13 protein-coding genes and 1 pseudogene are annotated in these 21,477 nt (G+C 62.4%); 12 read left to right on the top strand and 2 right to left on the bottom strand.

The window, feature by feature from the left end; all coding sequences use genetic code 11:
* The first annotated feature begins 41 nt into the window (after nucleotides 1-41).
* The 10 genes and pseudogenes from ACZ5G6_RS14975 to ACZ5G6_RS14930 all read left to right on the top strand — a co-directional run bounded on the left by ACZ5G6_RS14975 (nucleotide 42) and on the right by ACZ5G6_RS14930 (nucleotide 10,088).
* Nucleotides 42-1,007 carry a carbohydrate ABC transporter permease gene (locus tag ACZ5G6_RS14975; protein WP_498686268.1) on the top strand — a complete coding sequence of 322 codons (966 nt, stop codon included), beginning with the start codon at nucleotides 42-44 and terminating at the stop codon, nucleotides 1,005-1,007.
* Nucleotides 1,007-1,891 (top strand): carbohydrate ABC transporter permease, encoded by an 885-nt coding sequence (locus ACZ5G6_RS14970; RefSeq protein WP_498686266.1) that lies wholly within the window; start codon nucleotides 1,007-1,009, stop codon nucleotides 1,889-1,891. Before ACZ5G6_RS14975 ends, ACZ5G6_RS14970 begins: the two co-directional genes overlap by 1 nt.
* Before the next feature lie 51 nt (nucleotides 1,892-1,942).
* Entirely contained in the window at nucleotides 1,943-2,911 is a 969-nt protein-coding gene (locus ACZ5G6_RS14965) for a glycosyl hydrolase family 32 (protein WP_498686265.1), read from the top strand.
* 8 nt (nucleotides 2,912-2,919) lie between these two features.
* Entirely contained in the window at nucleotides 2,920-5,160 is a 2,241-nt protein-coding gene (locus ACZ5G6_RS14960) for an alpha-galactosidase (protein WP_498686263.1), read from the top strand.
* An 83-nt stretch (nucleotides 5,161-5,243) separates the two neighbouring features.
* Nucleotides 5,244-5,516, top strand: a complete 273-nt coding sequence (locus ACZ5G6_RS14955) for a hypothetical protein (RefSeq protein WP_498686261.1) — start codon at nucleotides 5,244-5,246, stop codon at nucleotides 5,514-5,516.
* Between the two features lie 917 nt (nucleotides 5,517-6,433).
* A pseudogene (locus ACZ5G6_RS14950) lies at nucleotides 6,434-6,544 on the top strand (bifunctional DNA-formamidopyrimidine glycosylase/DNA-(apurinic or apyrimidinic site) lyase); the annotation flags it as partial.
* A 46-nt stretch (nucleotides 6,545-6,590) separates the two neighbouring features.
* Entirely contained in the window at nucleotides 6,591-7,025 is a 435-nt protein-coding gene (locus tag ACZ5G6_RS14945) for a hypothetical protein (RefSeq protein ID WP_223933281.1), read from the top strand.
* Nucleotides 7,022-7,726, top strand: a complete 705-nt coding sequence (locus ACZ5G6_RS14940; protein ID WP_498686256.1) for a hypothetical protein — start codon at nucleotides 7,022-7,024, stop codon at nucleotides 7,724-7,726. Before ACZ5G6_RS14945 ends, ACZ5G6_RS14940 begins: the two co-directional genes overlap by 4 nt.
* 8 nt (nucleotides 7,727-7,734) lie before the next feature.
* Entirely contained in the window at nucleotides 7,735-9,054 is a 1,320-nt protein-coding gene (locus ACZ5G6_RS14935) for an MFS transporter (RefSeq protein ID WP_498686252.1), read from the top strand.
* Complete coding sequence (locus tag ACZ5G6_RS14930) at nucleotides 9,051-10,088, top strand: TolB family protein (protein WP_498686247.1); 1,038 nt, start codon at nucleotides 9,051-9,053, stop codon at nucleotides 10,086-10,088. Before ACZ5G6_RS14935 ends, ACZ5G6_RS14930 begins: the two co-directional genes overlap by 4 nt.
* 141 nt (nucleotides 10,089-10,229) lie before the next feature.
* Here ACZ5G6_RS14930 and ACZ5G6_RS14925 read toward each other — a convergent pair whose 3' ends face one another.
* The gene (locus ACZ5G6_RS14925; RefSeq protein WP_498686246.1) at nucleotides 10,230-14,972 is read right to left on the bottom strand and encodes a DUF4082 domain-containing protein; all 4,743 of its coding nucleotides are present in this window, start codon (nucleotides 14,970-14,972) and stop codon (nucleotides 10,230-10,232) included.
* Between the two features lie 367 nt (nucleotides 14,973-15,339).
* On the opposite strand from ACZ5G6_RS14925, the gene smc reads away from it, so the two are divergent.
* On the top strand, nucleotides 15,340-18,924 hold the full coding sequence (smc, locus tag ACZ5G6_RS14920; RefSeq protein ID WP_498686244.1) for a chromosome segregation protein SMC: 3,585 nt from the start codon (nucleotides 15,340-15,342) through the stop codon (nucleotides 18,922-18,924).
* Nucleotides 18,925-18,944: 20 nt separating this feature from the next.
* Complete coding sequence (gene ftsY / locus ACZ5G6_RS14915) at nucleotides 18,945-20,153, top strand: signal recognition particle-docking protein FtsY (protein ID WP_498686242.1); 1,209 nt, start codon at nucleotides 18,945-18,947, stop codon at nucleotides 20,151-20,153.
* 77 nt (nucleotides 20,154-20,230) lie between these two features.
* Here ftsY and ACZ5G6_RS14910 read toward each other — a convergent pair whose 3' ends face one another.
* Nucleotides 20,231-21,451: an MFS transporter gene (locus tag ACZ5G6_RS14910; RefSeq protein ID WP_498686241.1), complete on the bottom strand. Its 1,221-nt coding sequence runs from the start codon at nucleotides 21,449-21,451 to the stop codon at nucleotides 20,231-20,233.
* Between the last annotated feature and the right edge of the window lie 26 nt (nucleotides 21,452-21,477).

Below are 21,477 nucleotides of genomic sequence, written 5' to 3'. Positions count from 1 at the left end.
GGCCGGACCTCCCGGACTCGCTCCCAGCGAAAGCCTCCATCATGACCACTCAAACGCAACAGATCCAGGCCCCCACCGCGCAGGCACGGCGAGGGTCGTCCGCCAGTCTGACCGGGCACCGGTTCGCCGGCCCGCTCTTCGCCAGCCCAGCCCTGCTCGGCCTCGCCATCTTCCTGGTCGCACCATTCGTGCTCGCACTCGTGCTGTCCTTCTACCGCGTGCAGCTCAACAGCCCGCGCCCGGCCCGCTTCGTCGGTTTCGAACAATACACGCGCCTGTTCACCGACCCCGACTTGTCGGCGGCCTTCGGCAACGCACTCCTGAACAACTTCACCTTCGCCGTGATCGTCGTACCGGTGCAGACCGTCTTGGCTCTTGCCCTGGCGGTCCTCGTGAACCGCAAGCTCCGCGGCATGGTGATCTTCAGGACCTTTATCTTCATGCCCCTGGTCTTCCCGCTGGCCCTGACAGCCGTGATCTGGCGGCTCATCTACTCCCGCGGTGACCAGGGACTCCTCAACGCCATTCTCGGGGTTTTCAGCGGGGGAACCTTCACCGGCCACGACTGGCTCGGCGCCCCGTCCACGGCATTGGGATCCATCATCGTCATGTCGATCTGGCAGAGCGTGAGCTTCCAGATGATCATCGTTCTCGCGGCCCTGCAGAGCGTTCCGACGGAACTCTACGAGGCGGCATCGCTGGACCGTGCCAACAAATGGGCCCAATTTCTCAACGTTACGGTGCCTGGCATCCGGAACACCCTGATCTTCGTCGCCCTCATCACAACGATCTTCTCCTTCCGGCTCTTCGACCAGGTGTACCTGCTGAGCCGTTCCGGAAGTGTTGACCGCGGTTCGACCGAGACCGTGATGACCCAAATCATCAACACCGGCTTCGACAACAACAACGTGGGCCAGGCCGCCGCCATGACCGTGATCTTTATGCTGATCATCACCGTGATCGCAATCATTCAACGCGCCGCGGCGCGCCAGCGAGGAGGCGTCTGATGCCGATGTCCAAAACCGTGCAGCAAAGCCAGCGACGCGGCAGCATGAAACGCACGCGCCGCTGGCAAACCACGCTGCACTACCTGCTCCTGACCGTAGTCGCGCTGTTCTTCTTCCTGCCCGTCTACTACCTCATCGTCGGAAGCTTCCGCCCCTCTGCCGAGGTCCTCAGCGGAATCAGTGGCTTTGTCCCGACCAACCTGTCCTTTGACAACTACACCGGCGTGTTCGATCACCTCAGTTCAGAGGCCACCGGCTACTTCTGGCAGTTCGCCGCCGTCTCCATCATCGTCACCACCGCCGTTGTCGCCGGCAGCCTGGTCGTGAACTCCATGGCCGCCTACTCCTTCGCCCGGATGCAATGGCGTGGCAAGAAGGTCCTCTTCCTGCTGGTCATTGTCCTGACGATCATCCCGTTCGAAGCCGTTGCCCTGCCCCTGTACTTTATGTTCTCGGGCCAGCGGGACACCATCTATATCCAGGCGATCCCGTTCATGGCCAGCGCGTTCTCGATCTTCCTGTTCTACACGTTCTTCCTCGACGTTCCCGGCGAGATCGAAGAGGCAGCCCGCATTGACGGTGCCGGGCCCTTCAGGACGTTCTTCCAGATCGTTGTCCCCATCACCAAGCCGGCGTTTGCCACCGTCGCCATCCTTACGTTCCTGGCGCAGTGGGGATCGTACCTGTGGCCGGTCCTCATGGTCTCGGACCCAACCGTCCGGCCCCTCCCGCTGGCGATCAGCATTTTCCAAAACCAACAGCCCCCGGAGTGGGGCCAAGTACTGGCCTTCGGCACGATGTTCATCGTCCCGGTCCTGGCGGTCTTCCTGATCTTCCAGCGCTGGTTCGTCGCCAGCATCAGCAGCTCCGCAGTCAAGGGCTAACACTTCCACCACGGCGGCCCAAAGGGCGGCCACCAACAGCAAGGCAATGAATTGGTTTTCAGTCTCAAAGACTCATGGGTGTGGGACTTCTGGCTAGCCGACGACGGCTCCACGTTCCACATGTACTACCTCCACGCTCCCAAGAGCTTGGGCGATCCGGCACTACGGCACCGCAACGCCCGGATCGGGCACGCCACCTCGCAAGACCTGAGCACCTGGGTGTCCCACGGTGTAGTTCTGCAACCGGATGATCCGGATGCCTTCGACGCTACCTCCACCTGGACCGGAAGCGTTGTCCAAGGCCCGGATGGACTTTGGCGGATGTTCTATACCGGTGCCCGGTTCTACGAAAAGCACAATATCGAGGCCATCGGTGTTGCCACCTCTGCCGACCTTCACACCTGGACGAAACAGACCACCGTGGTGATTGAAGCCGACAAGCGATGGTACGAAAAATACGGTGACTCAAGCTGGCCGGAGGAAGCGTGGAGAGACCCCTGGGTGTTCCCCGACTCGGCGGGCGACGGGTGGCACATGCTCATCACAGCAAGGGCCAACACCGGCGATGTCGACGATCGCGGGGTCATCGGGCACGCCATCTCGCCCGACCTTGAGACCTGGGAGGTTATGCCGCCCCTGAGTCAGCCCGGGGCCGGGTTCGGACACCTCGAAGTCCCACAGACCGGAGTTGTCGGCGAACGCAGTGTCCTGTTGTTCTCCTGCGGGGTAGACACACTCGCAGCGAGGAAGACCGAAGGATTCGGGGGAGGCGGGATCTGGAGCCTTGAAACGGACAATGTGGCAGGACCCTACGACGTGGCCTCCGCCACTGTTGTCACCACGGCACCTCTCTACAGTGGACGACTCATGCAGGGCCGGAACGGCCAATGGCTGATGATGGCCTGCCATGACGCCAATAGCGACGGCACCTTCGACGGCGTTGTCTCGGACCCGATGCCAGTCCACTGGGACCCCGAGCGCGACTGCCTGACCCTTAGCGAACCACGTAACAACGTATGAGGAACTCCATGCCAAACGATTGCCCGGACGCGACTGTCCAGCTGACCGCCGGTGGAGTATCCGTTGTCGTAGACGCCACGAATGGCCAGCTGCCCGCCATCGTCCACTGGGGCCCTTCGCTGCCGGAGTTGACCGTGGAACAGGCACAGGCCCTGCTCGCTGCCAGCGTTCCGGTGACCGGTTCCAGCTCTGCGGATCTACCGCCTCGTCCGGGCCTTCTGCCCGGACAATACAACGGGTGGACGGGCCGCCCAGGCTTGCGCGGTTCCTTCGACGGCGTCGGCTGGTCGCCCAAGTTCCGTACCTCTTCGCTGACCCTGAACGGCACGACCGTGACAGAGTTCACGTTCTCCGGAGCAAGTGTTCTCGAAGCCAGCGCTATCGACGACGCCGAGCGGTTGCGCCTTGACCTGACACTTGAGCTGCTCCCGGGCGGTCTGCTGCGAAGCCGGGCACGTTTGACCAACCTGTCCGACGGAAAATTCGCACTCGAAGACCTCGCTCTGGCGTTCCCTATTCCTGCGGAAGCCACGGAATTGCTGGACTTCGCGGGCAACCACTCGAACGAACGCGTACCCCAGAGAGGCACTCTGCGGACAGGAACGCATATGCGCGAGAACCGCAAGGGCCGTACCGGATTCGACAGCGCCTACATCCTGCACGCGGGAACCCCCGGATTCGGATTTGGCAACGGAGACGTCTGGGCCGTCCACACGGCCTGGAGCGGCAACCACCAGCACTACGCCGAGAGGATTTTCAGTGGCGAGCAGCTGCTCGGCGGCGGTGAACTGCTCTTGCCAGGTGAGGTTCGGCTTGGCCGTGATGAAAGCTACGAGAGCCCCTGGATCTATGCCTCCTATGGGGCAGGACTCGACGAGCTCGCGCGCCGTTTCCACTCCCATGTGCGCAGCCGCCCGCGGAGGGTCTCCGCTGACCGGCCCGTGACCCTCAACGTCTGGGAAGCCGTCTATTTCAACCACAACGCAGGAAAGCTCCTCGACCTGGCAGAGCGGGCCGCCGCCCTCGGCATCGAACGCTACGTGCTCGACGACGGGTGGTTCGGTTCGCGCCGCGACGACACCTCCGGTCTGGGCGATTGGGTAGTGTCCCCGGAAGCGTGGCCGGCTGGGCTGCACCCTTTAGTGGACCGTGTTCACGAGCTCGGCATGGAGTTCGGCCTGTGGTTTGAGCCCGAGATGGTTAACCCTGACAGCGATGTTGCCCGTGCGCATCCGGAGTGGATCATGGCGGCGCGCCCCGAATGGCCGGTGAAGTCACGCCACCAACAAGTGCTCAATCTCTGCATTCCCGAGGCCTACGAACACGTGAAGAAGCAGATACTTGCGATCCTTGCGGAGTACCGGATCGACTACATCAAATGGGATCACAATCGTGACCTCATCGAGGCCGGAAACCAACTCGACGGCGGACGGGCCAGCGTCCACGCACAGACTCTCGCTTTCTACGCCCTGCTTGAGGAAATCCGGTCGATGCACCCGGGGCTGGAGATCGAATCCTGCTCCTCGGGCGGTGCCCGAATTGACCTGGGCGTCCTGGAACACACGGACCGGGTCTGGGTATCGGACAACATCGACCCGCATGACCGGCAGTCGATGTTGCGTTGGACCACCCAACTGCTGCCGCCCGAATATCTGGGCTCCCACATTGCTTCGGGCCGTTCCCACACGACGGGCCGCTACCACGACCTCGACTTCCGTGCCGGCACCGCCGTCTTCGGACATCTCGGTGTCGAGTGGGACTTGGCCGCTGCCAGCCAGGAAGAACTTGCGAGCCTGCGTGAATGGATTGGTTTTTACAAGCTGGAACGGGGCCTCCTGCTTGCAGGCGACGTCGTCCGGATGGACGGCCCCGATTCGAATGTCCTGGTGCACGGCGTCGTCAGCAAAGACCGTTCCAAAGCGATCTTCGCGGCCGCGGCACTCGACAGCCTCTACCCGGACCCTGCTGCGCGCTTGAAGCTGCGTGGCATTGCCCCGGAGGCAAATTACCAGGTAGAACCGATCTTCCTAGGGGCGACTTCTTCCGGACTGGTGCCGCCGGAGTGGTGGGGCCAGCCGACAGCCGATGGCGTCGTGGTCGAACCTTCTACTCTGCGCGCAACCAGTCGGCATGGCGTGGTCTTCCCCGGGGGGGTCTTCCCTGGTGATGTCCTCGCGAAAGTCGGAGTTGCATCCCCGAGGATCCACCCCGATCAGGTGGTTCTATACCGCGTCACCAAGGCCAGCTGAACCTATCACCGGTCGACATCGGCACACCGACACCTCCGAGTTTGGGCGCGCTGAAGAGTCCTTGAGCAGCAAGGAGCACCACGATGATCACCCCGATCGAATCCGGACAAGTCCTGCACGTCACCGGAAACAGCACAAGCCACATCGAGAATGAACTGAGCACTGCGGTCGTGCTCGTGCGCCAACGGGCCCAAGAAGTCCAACAAGGCATTCTCGTCACTCGGCTGGGACCTGCCTCGTACACCGTCGCTCTCGATGAGGGTATCCCGTATGGCGTGACGGATGAACGAGACGAGTGGACCTCGCGAGGGCCTCGTGGTGACTCTGGAGACGTGACCGACGAATTCCTGACGTGACTCATTCGGCTGCTGTTCGATTCTCTTCGCCGTTTGCCTACCAGGCTTTCTCCAGTGGGAAGTAGAAAGAAAATCCTATGAACTATTCAGCCACGGACACCCGCTACGACACCATGCCCTATCGCCGCGTCGGACGCAGCGGTCAAAGTGGCCCTCGCCGGCCACCTCAACCAGATCAGCACCCAGTGGGCATCACGCGAAGAAGTCGACTCACGCGGTGACGAAGACTGAGATCGCTCACCGCACAGGAAACCGATAGCTGGTAGTCGCCCCGCGGTCGCGATCGGGACCCGTGAGTCCACTCCAAGCACAGCGGCTGTCCGTCGAGCCTTGCCAGGCCATTCCTTATCGTGTGGCCATAAGAGTTTCGTCTAACAGTCCGGCAGCTGTAGTCGGGAGCGGTCTTTGTGAAACCCGGCCATAACCAGCGCAGTATGTTCACTAGATGTCGATCCTCGAGCGCACACGCCAGGCAAACTCGATGCCGAGGAAGGGAAAGATCGTGTGGTGCATCCGCAGAGGTTCCGCACTGGAGGCATGTCCTTGGTTCGCTGCCGCGTGTCTCCTATGACTGATGGTCATAGGAGACACGCGGCCATCGTGCGCCGATGCCATTCACCATGTGGTGATCGCAATGGGATGAGTCGCTTGTGCTGATTTGCAGGCGATTTCCACTCGCATACCGAGCACATCAAACCAACGATTCACAGACCCCCGGCAGCGGGGAAGGCAATGCTTGCCGAACGGTTCCAGGCTGCGGAGCGGCGGTTTCTGCGAAGCGCCGGAAGTCCGCGGTTCCGGGACAAAATGCGCCAGTGAACTCGCAAGATGGCGAGTAGACAGCCCCGGGAGCGAAGTCGTGAAGCGGCGGGCCTCCTCCTTGTTCGTCAAACTTTAACACTCTCCGAATGCGCAGCCGTTGCGAAGCAGCAGGCTTGCACAGCATCATCAAGCGTGAGCAATTCATGAACCGCTCTTCCTACACGTGTCCGGTTTGCCAGCCACGGCCGCGAAACGGGCGTTGGTAGGGCTAAAACTGTTCCGGAATCCGGATCGCAATGGCAGACTGTCCCCATGAAAAGCTTGGCGGTTCGGATCGCCATCGCATTGGTTTTCAACGCCATCACGTTGTGGGTGGCGTCAGTTCTTCCCGGGGTCCGTTTGGGAGCCGGGTTTCTTTGGGCCGTCGTGGTGTTCACGGCGGCCACGCTTTTGGTCAAGCCCTTGATCCTGGCCTTTTTCCATCGCCGTCACGCGCAGCGGGCAGACCGGCGTACGTGGGTGGTCACCAAAGCCCTGACGGTGCTTGCAGGGCTGCTGGCCACATTCGCCATCCTTGTGGTGACGAGCATCTTTTCCAATGGGTTCACCATCAACGGCATCTTCGGCTGGATCGCGGCGACCGTGGTGATCTGGTTGGCATCATTCATTTACGATTTCGTCGACGACGGGCTTGAGGCGAAGGCCAATGAGCTCCTCGGCGGCGCGGCAAGTCCGGGCAAGCCATGATGGCCCGGCGCCTGGTGATCGCGGGCATCTGCCTCGCCGTGCTGATTGCGGCCGTTGCTCTTGTGCTGGACCAGATGGCCTCCAAACCCGGACCTGTTACGGCCCAGAGTCCGGCATCCTCGAGCCCTGGCGCGAACCCCTCGAACGGCACTGCTTCCGGCAGCGCCAGCCCATCTCCCTCCGGCAGTCCGACGTCGGGCAGTTCCGCAACTGGCCCAGCGGACGGTGGAGGCAACGGTGCAGGCGACGGCGGAACAACAGCCAAGCCACTCGAGGTCCTGCCCCCGGTCACGTCCACACCCACAGGGCTCCCGGAGCCGTCTGCACCGGCCCCACTCATCACTGCTCCGTTACCGAAATCCGGCACAGCGAAGGGCTCGCTGGTGGAGGGCTGGCCGAGCAGCGTTGTGGCCATGCCAGCCGGGACCACCGTGGGATCCACCAGCATCTCGACCTCCGGCAACGTCCTGCAGTTGACGGCGGACGGAATCGTGGGCACCTCGCAAGAGGACGTTCTGGCTGCCTTCCGCCAGTCCTTGGTCCCCCAAGGCTTCTGGTCCGAGGATGCGCCCGCGCCGGACGGAGCCGTAGCAGCGAGGTTCGTGCGTGGCACGGACACCGTGACGGTGTCAGTGTCGCTGACCGGAACCGGCATTTCACGCTTCCAGCTTTTGGGCAGCCTGCACGCGGCGGGGGACTAGGGGCACGTATGTACATCTCACTTTCGGATCGTAGCGGTGGCAAACGGGAAAAGCCCCGGGGAGCCACGACGGCACTATCCAGCGAGGTGCCGTTTCGTTTGTCTCCCGTCATCCTGTGGCTGGGCGTTGTCAGTATGGTGACGGATGTGTCATCCGAATCCGTGACGGCGATCCTTCCGCTGTATGTGACAGGATTCCTGGGCCTTTCGACCATCGCCTTCGGATTCATCGACGGCATTAACCAAGGCGCAAGCGCCATTGTGAGGATTGCCGCTGGCTGGGCCGCGGACCGCAGCGGCCACCCGAAACGGATCGCGTTGGCTGGCTATGGGCTGTCCATGCTCGCCCGGATAGGGTTCCTGTTCGCAGGAGGGTTCTGGGCGGTAGCTGCCATTGTGACCGGTGACAGGATTGGCAAAGGCATTCGGACGGCTCCACGTGATGCGCTCATCACTGTTTCAGCGCAACCGGAACATCTGGCCCGTTCCTTTGGCGTGCACAGGATGTTGGACAACATCGGTGCGGCGGCGGGGCCGATGATTGCTTTCCTTGTGCTGCTCATGATTCCCAATGGCTTCAGCACCGTGTTTGTGGTGTCGCTGGCCTTTGCCGTCATCGGCGTTGCAGTGCTCGGATTGGTGGTGCCGGACCTCCGGGCGGATGGGCTCCAAGGGATCGAAGCCAAGAGCGACACCGAACAAACCGCCGGCTCCCGGACGCAACGCCACAGGCTCTTTGCGTTCTCGTGGAGCCATCTGCGGGAGCCGGGCCTGGGCAAGTTGCTGGTTTCTGCGGGGCTCCTTGGATTGCTGACCATCGGCGATGGTTTCGTTTACCTCGTGCTGCAGAACCGGGATTCCTTCGCGGTGCAGTGGTTTCCGTTGCTTTTCGTCGGCACCAATGTGGTGTTCCTGGCCTTTGCGGTTCCGTTGGGACGGCTGGCTGACCGGGTGGGCAAGGTGCCGGTCTTCGTGGGCGGTCACATCGCGCTGCTGGCTTGTTACTTCCTGGCTGCGGCGCCTTTCGGTGGCCTTTTGAGCACTGTGGGCTGCCTGGTCCTTCTGGGTGGGTTCTATGCAGCCACTGACGGAGTGCTGGCGGCGTTGGCCAGCCAACTGACACCTCCGGGGAAGCTTGCCACGGGAATCGCCTCCGCGCAGACTGTGGTTGCGTTGAGCAGGATGACCGCTTCCGCTGGATTCGGCGTGCTGTGGTACGCCGTTGGTGCTTCCACAGCCATGGTTGTTGCGGGCGCGATGTTGGCCAGTGCTGTGGTTGCCGTCATCTTCATCCTTCCCGGGGCCAGGCCAAAGCTGGGCAGCGAATGAGCACTACCTTCACCGGTGGGAGGCTGCGCTGGGGCATCCTCCTTGCGGTAACGGCGGTGGTGCTTGCTGCGGCGGGGATTTATGCAGTTGGGGCGTATCAGCGGTTTGAGCAGAGCCGTACGGCCGCGCCTTCCGTAGGGGTCACTGCAGGCCAACCGTTGCCGGCCGTTCCCTTCGTGCTTTTTCGGAACACGGCAGGCGGACAGGGGTATGGCAACGCCGCGACTGTCGCGTTGTCCTCTCCTGATGGCACGCGTGCCGTGAGCGAGCAGGCCTGTGACAGGGTCTACGGCACAGGATCCACGGTAATTTGCCTCAAGACGAACCGTGGCCTCGTGACCGCTTTCGAAGCCGCCGTCCTGGACCGTGACTGGCAGCAGCAGCGTGCATGGCCGGTGCCGGGGATACCGAGCCGGACCCGGATCAGTGCGGACGGGTCCATGATTGCAACCACCGTGTTCGTCACGGGCCATTCATATGCGACTGCAGGGTTCTCCACCGCTACCGAAATCAACTTCACTGCGCCTGGTTCGTCTGGTTCGGGAAACCTGGAGGACTTCGCCCTGATAGTCAATGGGGAGCGCTTGCAGGCCACAGACAGAAACATTTGGGGCGTCACCTTTGCGCCCGGGCAAAGCGACGTCTTCTACGCCACTGCGGCTTCCGCCGGGCGTATATGGCTTGTTCGCGGCAGTTTGTCGGCCAAGACACTGACTGCGGTCCACGACAATGTCGAGTGCCCGTCCATCTCGCCGGATGGCACACGGATTGCCTATAAGAAGAACGACGCCGGGCCGTTGACTGCGCACTGGAAAGTCGCACTGCTTGACTTGGCTACGGGACGGGAAACTGTCCTTTCGGAAAAGCGAAGCGTGGATGACCAAATCGAGTGGCTGGACAACCACAACGTGCTTTACGGATTGGCCGATGAAAACATCCCCGGCGACAGCAACGTCTGGAAGCTGGGAACGGATCCGGCGTCCCAACCCAGCCTGTTTATTCCCCATGCGTGGTCGCCAAGCGTAGTCCGCTGAATGAAGCTGGTGAACGGTAAGGGCGCTGGGGTTGATGCTTAAATGCTGACATCCGGCCCTGGAGTTCAGGGGGCCGGACGCCAGCAGTACGGAGGTGAGGTTAGCGCATCAGCAGAACCTCAGCAGGCCACTCGCCTGGGCTTAGGCTGGAGGGGCAGTGGTGGCGTACACCACGTCCACAAAGTAATTTGTAGCGTTCCAGGAATTGGCGGGCATTGTTCCAGAGGCACCATACCGGTACAGACCGTTGTTGGGTCCCGAAGCGGTGAAGACGCCACTGGTCCATGTCTGGTTGAAGAAGCCGGTGGTGTAGGAATATCGGCCATTGGGCGCCCGGTAGGAGACAACGTAGGTCTGGCCCGTCACCAGTGCCACTGGTGTGGACAGTGAGGCTGTTTGCCATCCGGTCGCTGTCTCGTTGACGAATGTCACTTGTGCAAGGCGTGTGCCGGCCGCGTTCCACAGCGACCCAACATGGGTCCCGGTGTTCCCGGTCCCTTTGTAGAAACGGATGCCTGTCACATTGCCTGCCTGGGAAACGCTGAACGCGGTCCCCAGTTCCACGGCCTTCGTCTCCGAAGCCGAGGCCACTTGCGGTTGAAGCGCCCCAAAGATCGTGGACTGTTGCACGGTGGGGCTGGCTGTAGTGAACTGCCAACTGGTAGTCGGCAGGGTTTGCCCCTGTTGCGAGACCACGTTCGTCACACTGACGGACACCGCCGTGCTGTTCGGCAGGGCCGTTGCCGGCGTGAACGTCACGGTCCGGCCATCGGTTGACAACGCGGTGCTGCCGGCCACAGATGCGCCATTGGCAGTCACCGTCATCGATGCTCCCGCCCGGATAGCCGAGGACAGCGTTATGGAGGGTTTTACGTCGGTGGGAATGCCGGTGGCGCCCGGTGACGGTACTTGCGCCGTAACCGTCAGAGGAGGCTCCGGCACCGTGAGCACCAAGTCAACAAGGTAACTCGCCGTGGACGGTACGTTCGGGAAATCGCTGCTGTAGGAGTAGGCACCTGCATCTGATGTGGTTCGCAGGGGTCCGCTGGTCAGACCCTCACCGAAACCGCCCGCAGTGTAAGAGTATTTGCCAGTCGGAGTCTTGTAGGCAACAACGTATTCAGTATCAGCAGCAATATTCACTGGCTGGCTGAAACTCGCTGTTTGCCAGCCCATACTCGACTCGTTGGTGAATGTGACCGATGCCAGGAGCTGCCCGCTGCCGGAGTAAAGCCAACCCGTGTGGGTGCCGGTGTTTCCAGCAGACTTGTAGAAGCGGACGCCTGTAACCTGGCCTGCGGTGTCGCTGGAGAAGCGGACGCCCAACGTCAGCGGGGCACCATCATCAACCTCTGCAGTGGTCGGCGTGACGGAGTCCTGGTACAGCGTGCAAGGGCAGGCCCCCGGTGTGCGCGGGGCTGGAACTGTGGTGAAGGTCCAGGTTCCTCCAGTCAACGACTGCCCGGAGGTAGACGATGTCGCAGCCAGTGTGGCCGTGAATGACGTACCAGCGGCGAGGGGCGAGGCGGGGGTGAACGTCACTTGGCGCGTTGTTTGGTCATAGCTCGTTGTTCCTGCCACGGCGGCGCCACCTGTTACCTTCACTCCAAGCGTGACGCTGGACGGCGTCGCCGCTTCGGACAGTACGGCACTGACCTTGCTGTCCAACGGAACACTGGATGCACCGGGCAAAGGCGACTGTGCGCTTGCCGTGAAGGCAGGCGGTGGAATCATAGCGATGACGTCAACCAGGTAGCTCGCAGTTGACCGGGAAGCAGGGAAGCCTCCGCTGTAGGTGTAGGCACCAGCATCCGAGGATGCCCGCAAAGGTCCAATACTCATGCCTGAACCGAAGCCGTTGGTGGTTGCGGAGTACGTGCCGGTCAGGGACGTGTAGGACACAATGTATTCCGTGTTGGCGGCGATCTGGACAGGCTGGCTGAACATTGCCGTTTGCCAACCCGAAGCACTCTCATTGGCGAAGGTTACTGTCGTCAGCTGCTGACCGGATGCGGTGTACAGGGCACCGTTGTGCGTGCCGGTGTTGCCGGCCGACTTGTAGAACCGGACGCCGGTAACTTCACCGGCCCTGATGCTTGAGAAACGCACCCCAAGAGTTAGCGGAACTCCGTCCCGGATCTCGGCGATTCCCGGCGTAACGCTGTCATCGAAGAGGCTGCACGGGCAATCCCCGGCAACCGGCAAGGTTGCCGCTGTCGTAAAGGACCAGGTCCCGCCGGCCGTTACAGATCCGCCGATCGAATCCGTGCCTGAGAGAGTGGCCGTGTATTGCGTGCTGAAAGCCAAAGCAGACGACGGCGTAAACGTCGCCCGACGCGTTGCGGAATCGTATGTCGTGGTGCCGGCCACCGGGCCGGAGGACGACGTCAAAGTTAGCTGGACGCTGGATGCAGTGACGGGTTTGGAGAACACGGCACTGACTTTGGTATTGACGGAAACGCTCGACGATGACGGGTATGGCGTTTGTCCGGAAACCGTCATCGGCGTGGTGTCAACCGTGCTGAAAAGGGCGTCGACGAAGTAGTTGCCGCCGTTGTGGCTTGCGATCGGGAATCCTGATCCGCTGTAGACGCCTGCCGGCTGGGCGCCGAAGCCGCCGGCAACTGTTAGCGGCGCATCGGTGGAACCGCCATAGGCCCACTGGAATTCCTTGCTGGCATAGTGACCGTTCGGAGTCCAGTATGAAACCGTGTAAGTCTGGCCCGCGGCCACGGGTACGGCCTGGCTGAAGAGGACCTGCTGCCAACCGGATGGTGTTTCGTTGGCGAAAGTGGCCGTGGCGAGGCGCTCGCCCGAACCGCTCCAGAGTGAGCCGATGTGCGTTCCTGTATTGGCCTGGCTCTTGTAGAACCTCACGCCAGTGATGAAACCATCCACAGTGGGAGAGAACCGCAGTCCCAGTTCGTAGGAGCCGGCGTCGCCGGAATCCTGTATGGCGGGGACAGTTTGGCCGAATACGCTGTAAGGGCCCGTGACTGTGAGGTTTCGGACCGAAGCGGCACCAATGTTGGCGCTGTCATCGATGGCCCGGACCTGGACAGTGGCCGCTGAGAGGCCTTTCTGGATGTAGGTGTAGGTCCAGTTTTGCTTGCCTTGGGCCGGGTGCCACGTAGTGCCACCGTCCGTTGACACCTCTACGCCGGCCACAACGCCGCCGCTGTCTGAGGCTGTACCGGACACGGTGACACTTGCACCATGGGCAATGGTGGCAGCGTTGGCCGGTGCGGTAATGGAGACAGTTGGCCCGGTTCGATCCGTGCTGGCCGTGGCGGCGACGATGCCCGCTGCCCGTGTAGCGGGTTGGGCACCCATGTCCGCAAGCAGGTTGACTTGGGCCTGGCGCATCCGGGGATCGGCCGCTTCGCCTCCGCCGTCGTGTTCCTGGTCAAGGCCCCATGTCCATTGGACGCTGCCGGCAGAGAACACCAAGGCGCCGCTCGGGGCACGATACAGAGTTAGATGATGTGTCGTCCGGCCCGGCTTGACGGTGTTGCCGAAGTCTTGCAGGTACTGGTCAACGTTCCCAACCGTGGTGGACAGTTGGATCAGGCCCGCTGGCCGGAAGCCATTGTCCAGATCCTCGTTGGACTCATATCCAATGGTGTGGGGGGCCAAGGCCGCCGAGGAACCTGCCGGCAGCGAAGTCAGGGAAGTATTACGCCACAGCCTCGTCTTCCCTTCCTCAGCGGAGACGGTCACGGGGAGATCGGTGTAGTTGGACATATAGAGAGTCCCAGTTAGCCCGTTCTCCGGCAAGCCGGCGCCATTGCTCTGCGAAGCAAACCGGGGATCACGCCACGTGCCGGTCCATTGGGTACTTGGGTCGCTCTTGCTGTTGGCCCACGTCTCCTTGTAGCAAGTCAAAGTGCGGCCAGCGCCCCCATCAACCGTCGAGGCCTCGAAACGCGTGCGCCAGTACATCTCATTGCCGGAAAGGAACTGCAGGTTTACCCCCGCGTCCCTGGCCGCCGTGACGGCGGCGCGTTGCGGACCGGACCAGTATTCATCGTGGCCCACTGACAGGAAGACCTTGTGATTAAGCAACTGGGCGCCGCTGCGGTCGGTATCCAGACCACTTATGTAGCTGACGTCGTATCCGTTCTGCTCCAGGAAGCGCACCATCGGATACTCGTTGGCGAAGTAGAAGTCCCGTCCGCCGATCCCGCCACGCGTATCCATGGGACGGTTGTAACTGAGTTTGTAGGCCCGGCCGTTGGCCGCGCCCTGGTAGAAGTTGGATCCGCCGTAACCGTTGTACGCCTGCCATGTGGTATCGGAGGTCTGGAAGACGACGTCGGAATGGTTGCCATCGTTTCGCACAATGAACGTGATGTGGCTTTGGTCTCCGTTGTCAGGTCGCGTTAGGAGAGCTATGTAAATTCCCGAGACCGCTGTCGAGGGAACCTGCCAGGTAGCTGAAACGGCCCAGTTGCCGCAGTCATAGAGTTCGGTGGTCAGATCGCTGATGCATTGGGGCTGGTTCTGCCGCAGTACCGAAGGCGTCACGTTGGCGATCTTCCGGGCTCCATTACCCCCGTACCAACCTGTGCGATAGATGGCAATGGTGTAGTTGGAGGCGTTCGTATCGATCTTGAACTTGATTGGCTGCCCGGCGTTGACACTGATCTCCGTGGAAAATCCCTGTATCCCGGCATCCCCTGCTCCGGCAATGTCCCACTCTGAAGGTGGACTTCCGGGTTTGGAGTTTTCACAAACGATCGGATTCACCACGGGATCGCACGGTCCCGCTGCAACGGCCACAGGGGCGGTGAGGGGCAGCAGAGCTGCAACCATGGCAATCACCAAAGGCAAGAGAAAGCCTTTGAGGACTCGCTGTGGTCGGGTAGCTGAAGGACCGGTCATCAGAACTCCTGGAGTGGTACGCCAATTGCGAATGTGGGTCCGCGTCTAGCGCACGGTCCCTGCTTGCCGCTCCCCAGCCAGGGTCAAACCAAGATCTTCAGTTATGGAATATGGGTCTCTGCACTTGGATGATCGTTCCGAACATCTGGACCGCATCCAGCCTCTACCCGAGGGACCTTCAGGTCGAAGCCGGACCACCGGAGCGAATCCGCCAAGTAACCCTTGGCAGGAGTGTAGGGGCGCGGCATCCCTGCCGCAAGGCTTTCCCGTTACAGATCCATGGATTTCGGCCAAACGGCAGTAGATTTAGGGGGAGACAGCCGCCCGCAAGGGCTGTCAACAGGCCACCCAGGAGAACCGAACCGCCTTGCATTTGAAAAGTCTGACTGTCCGCGGATTCAAGTCGTTTGCGTCGGCCACCACGTTCGACTTCGAGCCCGGCGTCACCGCAGTCGTCGGTCCGAATGGCTCGGGTAAGTCCAACGTTGTGGATGCCTTGGCGTGGGTCATGGGGGAGCAGGGCGCAAAGACCCTCCGCGGGGGAAAGATGGAAGACGTCATCTTTGCCGGCACGTCCGGTAGGCCCCCTCTGGGACGAGCCCACGTTTCACTGACCATCGACAACGCCGACAACGCGCTTCCCATTGAGTACAGCGAAGTCACCATCTCACGGACACTGTTCCGGACGGGTGGTTCGGAGTACGCCATCAACGGGGCCCCTTGCCGGCTCCTGGACATCCAGGAGCTCTTGTCCGATTCCGGACTGGGACGCGAGATGCACGTGATCGTGGGCCAAGGCCAGCTGGACCGCGTACTGCACGCGACGCCCGAAGACCGCCGCGGCTTCATCGAGGAAGCCGCCGGTATCCTGAAGCACCGCCGCCGCAAGGAAAAAACCGTCCGCAAGCTCGAAGCCATGCAGGCCAATCTTTCCCGGCTTGGCGATCTCACTGCGGAGATCCGGCGTCAATTAACGCCTTTGGGCAAGCAGGCGGAAATCGCCCGCCGCGCACAAACAGTCCAGTTCGATGTCAGGGACGCCCGTGCGCGGCTCCTCGCCGACGACCTCGTCCAACTCATGACTAGCCTCGAGCAAGACGTCGCAGACGAGGCCGCCCTAAAGGAACGCCGCCAAGTGGTTGAGGCAGAACTGGGCCATGGGCGGCGACGCCAGGCCGCTTTGGAACAGCAGGCGGCTGAGGCAACCCCGCGGCTCAATGCTGCACGGGACCATTGGTACCAACTGTCGGCAGGCCGGGAGCGGCTACGGTCGCTGGGGTCCCTGGCCGCTGAGCGTCGCCGGCTACTGGGCTCCTCGGAGGCTGTGCCGGACTCCGGCCGAGATCCCGAACAGCTGGAGCGGCAGGCGGCGAGGGTTCGTGAGGAACAGGCCGCCCTGGAACACGACATCCTGGCAAAGCAGGCAGCCCTCCTGGAAACAACAGTCGCCAAGGATTCTGCGGAGGCGCTCGCCGCCGCCGAGGACAAACGGCTGACGGCCATGTTGAGGGCAGCTGCTGACCGCAGGGAAGGTTTGGCCAGGCTCGCGGGCCAGGTCGCGGCCGCACGCTCCCGTGCCGAGGCGGCGGAGGCCGAGCGCGGTCGGCTCCGGGAATCACTCGCTGCGGGTAACGAGCGCCGCCGCCACGCCCAGAGCGAATTCACCGCACTCGAATCCCAAGTTGCGGGGGTTGAAGACGGCGAAGAGAGTCTTGACGCCGAGTACGAGAACGCCAATGAGGCCCTGGACTCCGTGCTGACGGAGATCGAAGAGTTGAAATCCGCAGAGCGGGAAGCACTTCGTCAACGGGACGCCCTGACCGCCCGCCGCGACGCACTCCTTTTGGGACTCAACCGCAAGGACGGCTCGGAGCGCCTGCTCTCCGGCGATGTCCAAGGCATTCTGGGGCCGCTTGCCGGGATGCTGGCCATTGAGTCCGGTTATGAGGCCGCGATATCGGCGGCACTGGGCTCTGCATCGGACGCGCTCGTGGTGGGGGACTCTGCTGACGCCGTGGCCGCGATCCAACTGTTGAAAGAGGACGACGCCGGCAGGGCCGCGCTGCTCATGGCTGACGCCGTGGCCGGGGCTACTGAAGCACCATCCTCCTCGCGACTCCCGGCTGGCTGCAGATGGGCCGTGGACGTCCTCAAGGTCACTGAACCAGCTGCCCAGGGTGCCTTGGCGCTCCTGGCCGGAGTCGCCGTCGTCGATGATCCGGCAGGAGCCGCAACGCTGATCGGCGAGCACCCCGGACTCAAGGTGGTCACCCGTGCAGGCGACGTTTTTACTGCGCTGACCGCCCAGGGCGGTTCGGCCACGGCGCCCTCGCTGTTGGAGATCCAGGCAGCAGTGGACGACGCCGTAGCCAGCCTTCAGGAGGTTACGGCACGCTTGGAACGGGGACGGTTCGCCCTGGCTGGGGCCGAAGCGCGTCGCGCCGAAGCCCAGGACCGCACTGATGCCGCCTTGGAAAGACTGCACGAATCAGACGCCAGGCTTGCGGCCGTAGCCGAACGCCTGGGACATCTGAATTCCCTCCTCCGCAGCGCCGTTGGCGAAAGCGAACGGCTTGAGGCTTCGCTGGCACGGGCGGAAGCGAACATCGCAGAAGCCCGGCTGGACCTGGAAGTCGCGGCAGAGCGGCTGGCGGCTGCCCAGGAAGCGCCCGACGACGAACCGTCCACCGATCAGCGGGATGAGCTTGCATTACAGGCCAGGTCGGCCCGCGCCTTGGAAATGGAGGCGCGGCTTGCCCTGCGGACCGCGGAAGAGCAACTAGGAGCCATCAGTAATCGCGCGGCCGCCCTGGAACGCGCCGCAGCCACGGAACGGCGGGCCCGCGAAGAAGCTGCACGGCGGGCCCAACGGCGCCGCGCACAGGCCCGGCGTGCTGCGGCTGTTGCGTCAGCCGTGGAGCAGGCGCTCCACTTCATCGATATTTCAGTGGATCTGGCAGGGCAGGAACGCGACCTTGCCGAGCACGTTCGGGAACAGCTGGAGAAGGAGTTGACCCGGGTGCGCTCGGGGAACGATTCCCTGGCAAAGGAACTCGCCGAACTTACTGACTCTGTGCATAAGGACGAGATGGCCAGGACCCAGCAGCGTCTTCGAATCGAGGCGTTGGAGGCTCGTTCCATCGAAGAACTCGGGCTATCGGCCGAACAGCTCGTTGCAGATTACGGCCCTGATCAACCGGTCCCACAGCCAGCTGGCGCAACCACGGACAAGTGGGCGGAACTCCGGGCGCCGGTGGACGAAACGGGTGCACCGCTCGTGGAAGGAATTCCCTTCGACCGGGCGGAGCAGGAGAAAAGGCTCAAAAAGGCCGAGCGCGAATTGGCGGCACTGGGCAAAGTCAACCCCCTGGCGCTGGAAGAGTTTGCCGCCCTTGAGGAGCGTCACCAGTTCCTCAGTTCCCAACTGGAGGATCTCAAGTCCAGCCGGAAGGACTTGCTGGACATCATCAAAGAGGTGGATAACCGCGTCCAGCAGGTCTTCACCGAAGCCTTCGCCGATACCTCAGCGCAGTTTGACCACGTCTTCGCACGGCTCTTCCCCGGAGGCGAGGGCAGGCTGGTCCTGACGGATCCGGACGACATGTTGACCACTGGCATCGAGGTGGAAGCCAGGCCGGCAGGTAAGAAGATCAAGAGGTTGTCCCTGCTCTCCGGCGGCGAGCGGTCACTCACCGCAGTGGCACTGCTGGTGGCGATCTTCAAAGCCAGGCCGTCGCCGTTTTACGTCATGGACGAAGTGGAAGCGGCCTTGGACGACACCAACCTGGGCCGGCTCATCACGATCTTCGAAGAGCTTCGGGAGTCCAGCCAGTTGATCGTCATCACACACCAGAAGCGCACTATGGAAGTGGCCGACGCCCTCTACGGCGTCACAATGCGTGGCGACGGGGTGTCCACCGTCATCAGCCAGCGGCTCGGTGCCGGGGCATAGCTTTATGAGAAGGTAGGGGAGTGAACGATTTCCTACCCATAATTCTGTCCATTCTCGCTGCGCTCGTCGTGCTCGGCGGGCTGGTGCCGGTACTGATGAAGGCCCGGAAGTCAGGGGCCAAGTACCCCGGAACCCGGGACGCCAATGACCCGGTTCAGTCATCGGCCGCAGGCAGCGGAACCCTTGTGGAGGATCGGCCGGATGCCGTGACAGCACCTCCTGCCCCAACCTTCGACGGAAGAGTTGAAGGTGCTGATGTTCCGGATGATGCCGCTGGGTTGGAGACCATCGCCGTTGAGACGCCGGCGCCTGTGGAAGGCCGCCTGACCCGCCTCCGCGCCCGTTTGGTGAAATCGAACAACATTCTGGGCAAGGGTCTGCTGGCTCTGCTGTCCGGGGACAAAATCGACGAGAACGTGTGGGACGAGGTTGAGGAGACACTGCTTCTTGCCGACCTCGGCACCGAGCCCACCATGGAGTTGGTCGATGCCCTCCGGGAACGCGTCAAGGTGTTGGGCACCCGCAGCCCCGAGGATGTCAAAGCCATGCTCCGTGAAGAACTCATCAAACTCGTCGATCCCACCATGGACCGTTCCCTCAACGTGGAGCGCAAGGGCGACCGACCCGCCGTCGTGCTTGTTGTTGGCGTCAACGGCGTGGGCAAGACGACGACGGTAGGTAAGCTGGCGCGCGTGCTGGTGGCCGAAGACAAGGACGTGCTGCTGGGTGCGGCCGATACTTTCCGCGCGGCCGCAGCTGAACAGCTGGCTACATGGGGTCAGCGTGTTGGCGTTCCCACGGTCAAGTCGGACATCGATGGTGCCGACCCAGCCTCCGTTGCCTACGAAGCCGTCAAAGCAGGCATCGACCAGGAAGTCGACGTCGTCATGGTCGATACCGCCGGGCGCCTCCAGAACAAGACCGGCCTGATGGACGAGCTCGGCAAGGTCAAACGAGTGATCGAGAAGTTGGCTGAGGTGGACGAGGTCCTGCTGGTCCTTGATGCCACAACGGGTCAGAACGGCCTCAACCAGGCACGGGTCTTTGCCGAGGTGGTCAACATCACAGGCATCGTGCTGACCAAGCTGGACGGCACAGCCAAGGGCGGCATTGTCGTCGCCATCCAGAAGTCCCTTGGCGTGCCCGTCAAGCTCATCGGTCTCGGGGAAGGCCCTGACGACCTCGCACCCTTTGAAGCCGAGGGCTTTGTGGACGCGCTGCTTAATTAGTCCCCGTCCATCCAACAGTCTCCACGCTGGCTGGCTGGCAGCGGTGGTCCTCGGTGAGGGCAATCGCTGCTTGCCAGTCAGTTTTTGGCTTTAAGGGGTTCGCGCGCCACCAGCCATGCAGCGGCGGTGAGCAGCAGAACTCCGCCGGTGACAGCGAAGGCGAGCCCGTAGCCGAAGCGGTCGGCGAGGATCCCGGCTACGACGGGGCCGATGATGGCCCCGGTGTCTGCCGCCATCTGGAAGACCGCCAGCACCTTGCCGCCGGAGCGTCCCCGCCCAATGACATCAGCGACGGCGGCCTGTTGCGCAGGACCCAGCAAGCCGGAACCGAAGCCCGCCACAGCCGAAGCGGCGAAGAATGCCGGAAGGTCAGTGGTCAACCCGATGACACCGGTGGCGAGGCCAGTGATGACAAGGCCTGGAATGAGCAGGGGCTTCCTTCCCCAGGCATCGGCGAGGCGCCCGGAGAACGTCAAGGCAATGGCGTTGCCTACGGCAAAGACCGCCAGCGCCCACGCCGCGGTCTCCGGCCGGGACGCAAGTGCAGCGACGGCAAAGAGGGGAATCGTGGCCATTCGGACACCAAACGTCACCCAGCCATTACCGAAGCTGGAAAATACAGCCGCCCGGTACGCTGAATCCGCCAGCGCTTCCTTCAGGGTCATGGGTGGAGCGGGGGCGGCATCCTGTCCAGCCGTACCCTCGCCGCTAAGCATGGTGCGGACTACCAGCGCCGCAAGGAGCAAGGCTGCCGCATAGGCAAGGAATGGTACGCGAAGGCCGAAGCCTGCCAGCAGGCCACCAACAACCGGGCCCAGGACGCTGCCAATCAGAAAAGCTGACGCGTACGCCCCCGACACGCGGCCCCTTCGTTCCGGTGGTGCCAAACGAATGAGCAGCCCCATGGCAGCGACTGTAAACATCACGGACCCCGCTCCGCCCAGGCCCCGGAAAATCAGCAGCTGCCAATAGTTCTGGGCGAAAGCACATGCAGCTGTGGAAACGGCAACGATCAGTAGGCCGGAGACGTAGACGTTCCGCTCTCCGAAACGTCCGATGAGCGAACCGCCAGCCGGGGCGAAAACAAGGCGCATGAAGGCGAAGATGCTGACAATGACGGCGGCAGCTGTGGCACCAACGTCGAAGGTGGTGGCGAATTGCGGGAGGACGGGTGCTACAAGCCCGAAGCCCAGGGCAATAAGGAAGGCTGCGGCCAACATCACCTTAATGTCGCGGGGCAGCGGATTCTTCTCCTGCCGGATCCTTGGATCTTCAACGGATCTGGGCGACTCAGCCATGCGGTGGGGGTCCTTCAATTCTGTGT

The organism is Arthrobacter sp. TmtSoilC51, from assembly GCF_055388015.1.
Note: the sequence above shows the minus strand (reverse complement) of the source record. Positions and strands in the feature narration are given on the sequence as shown.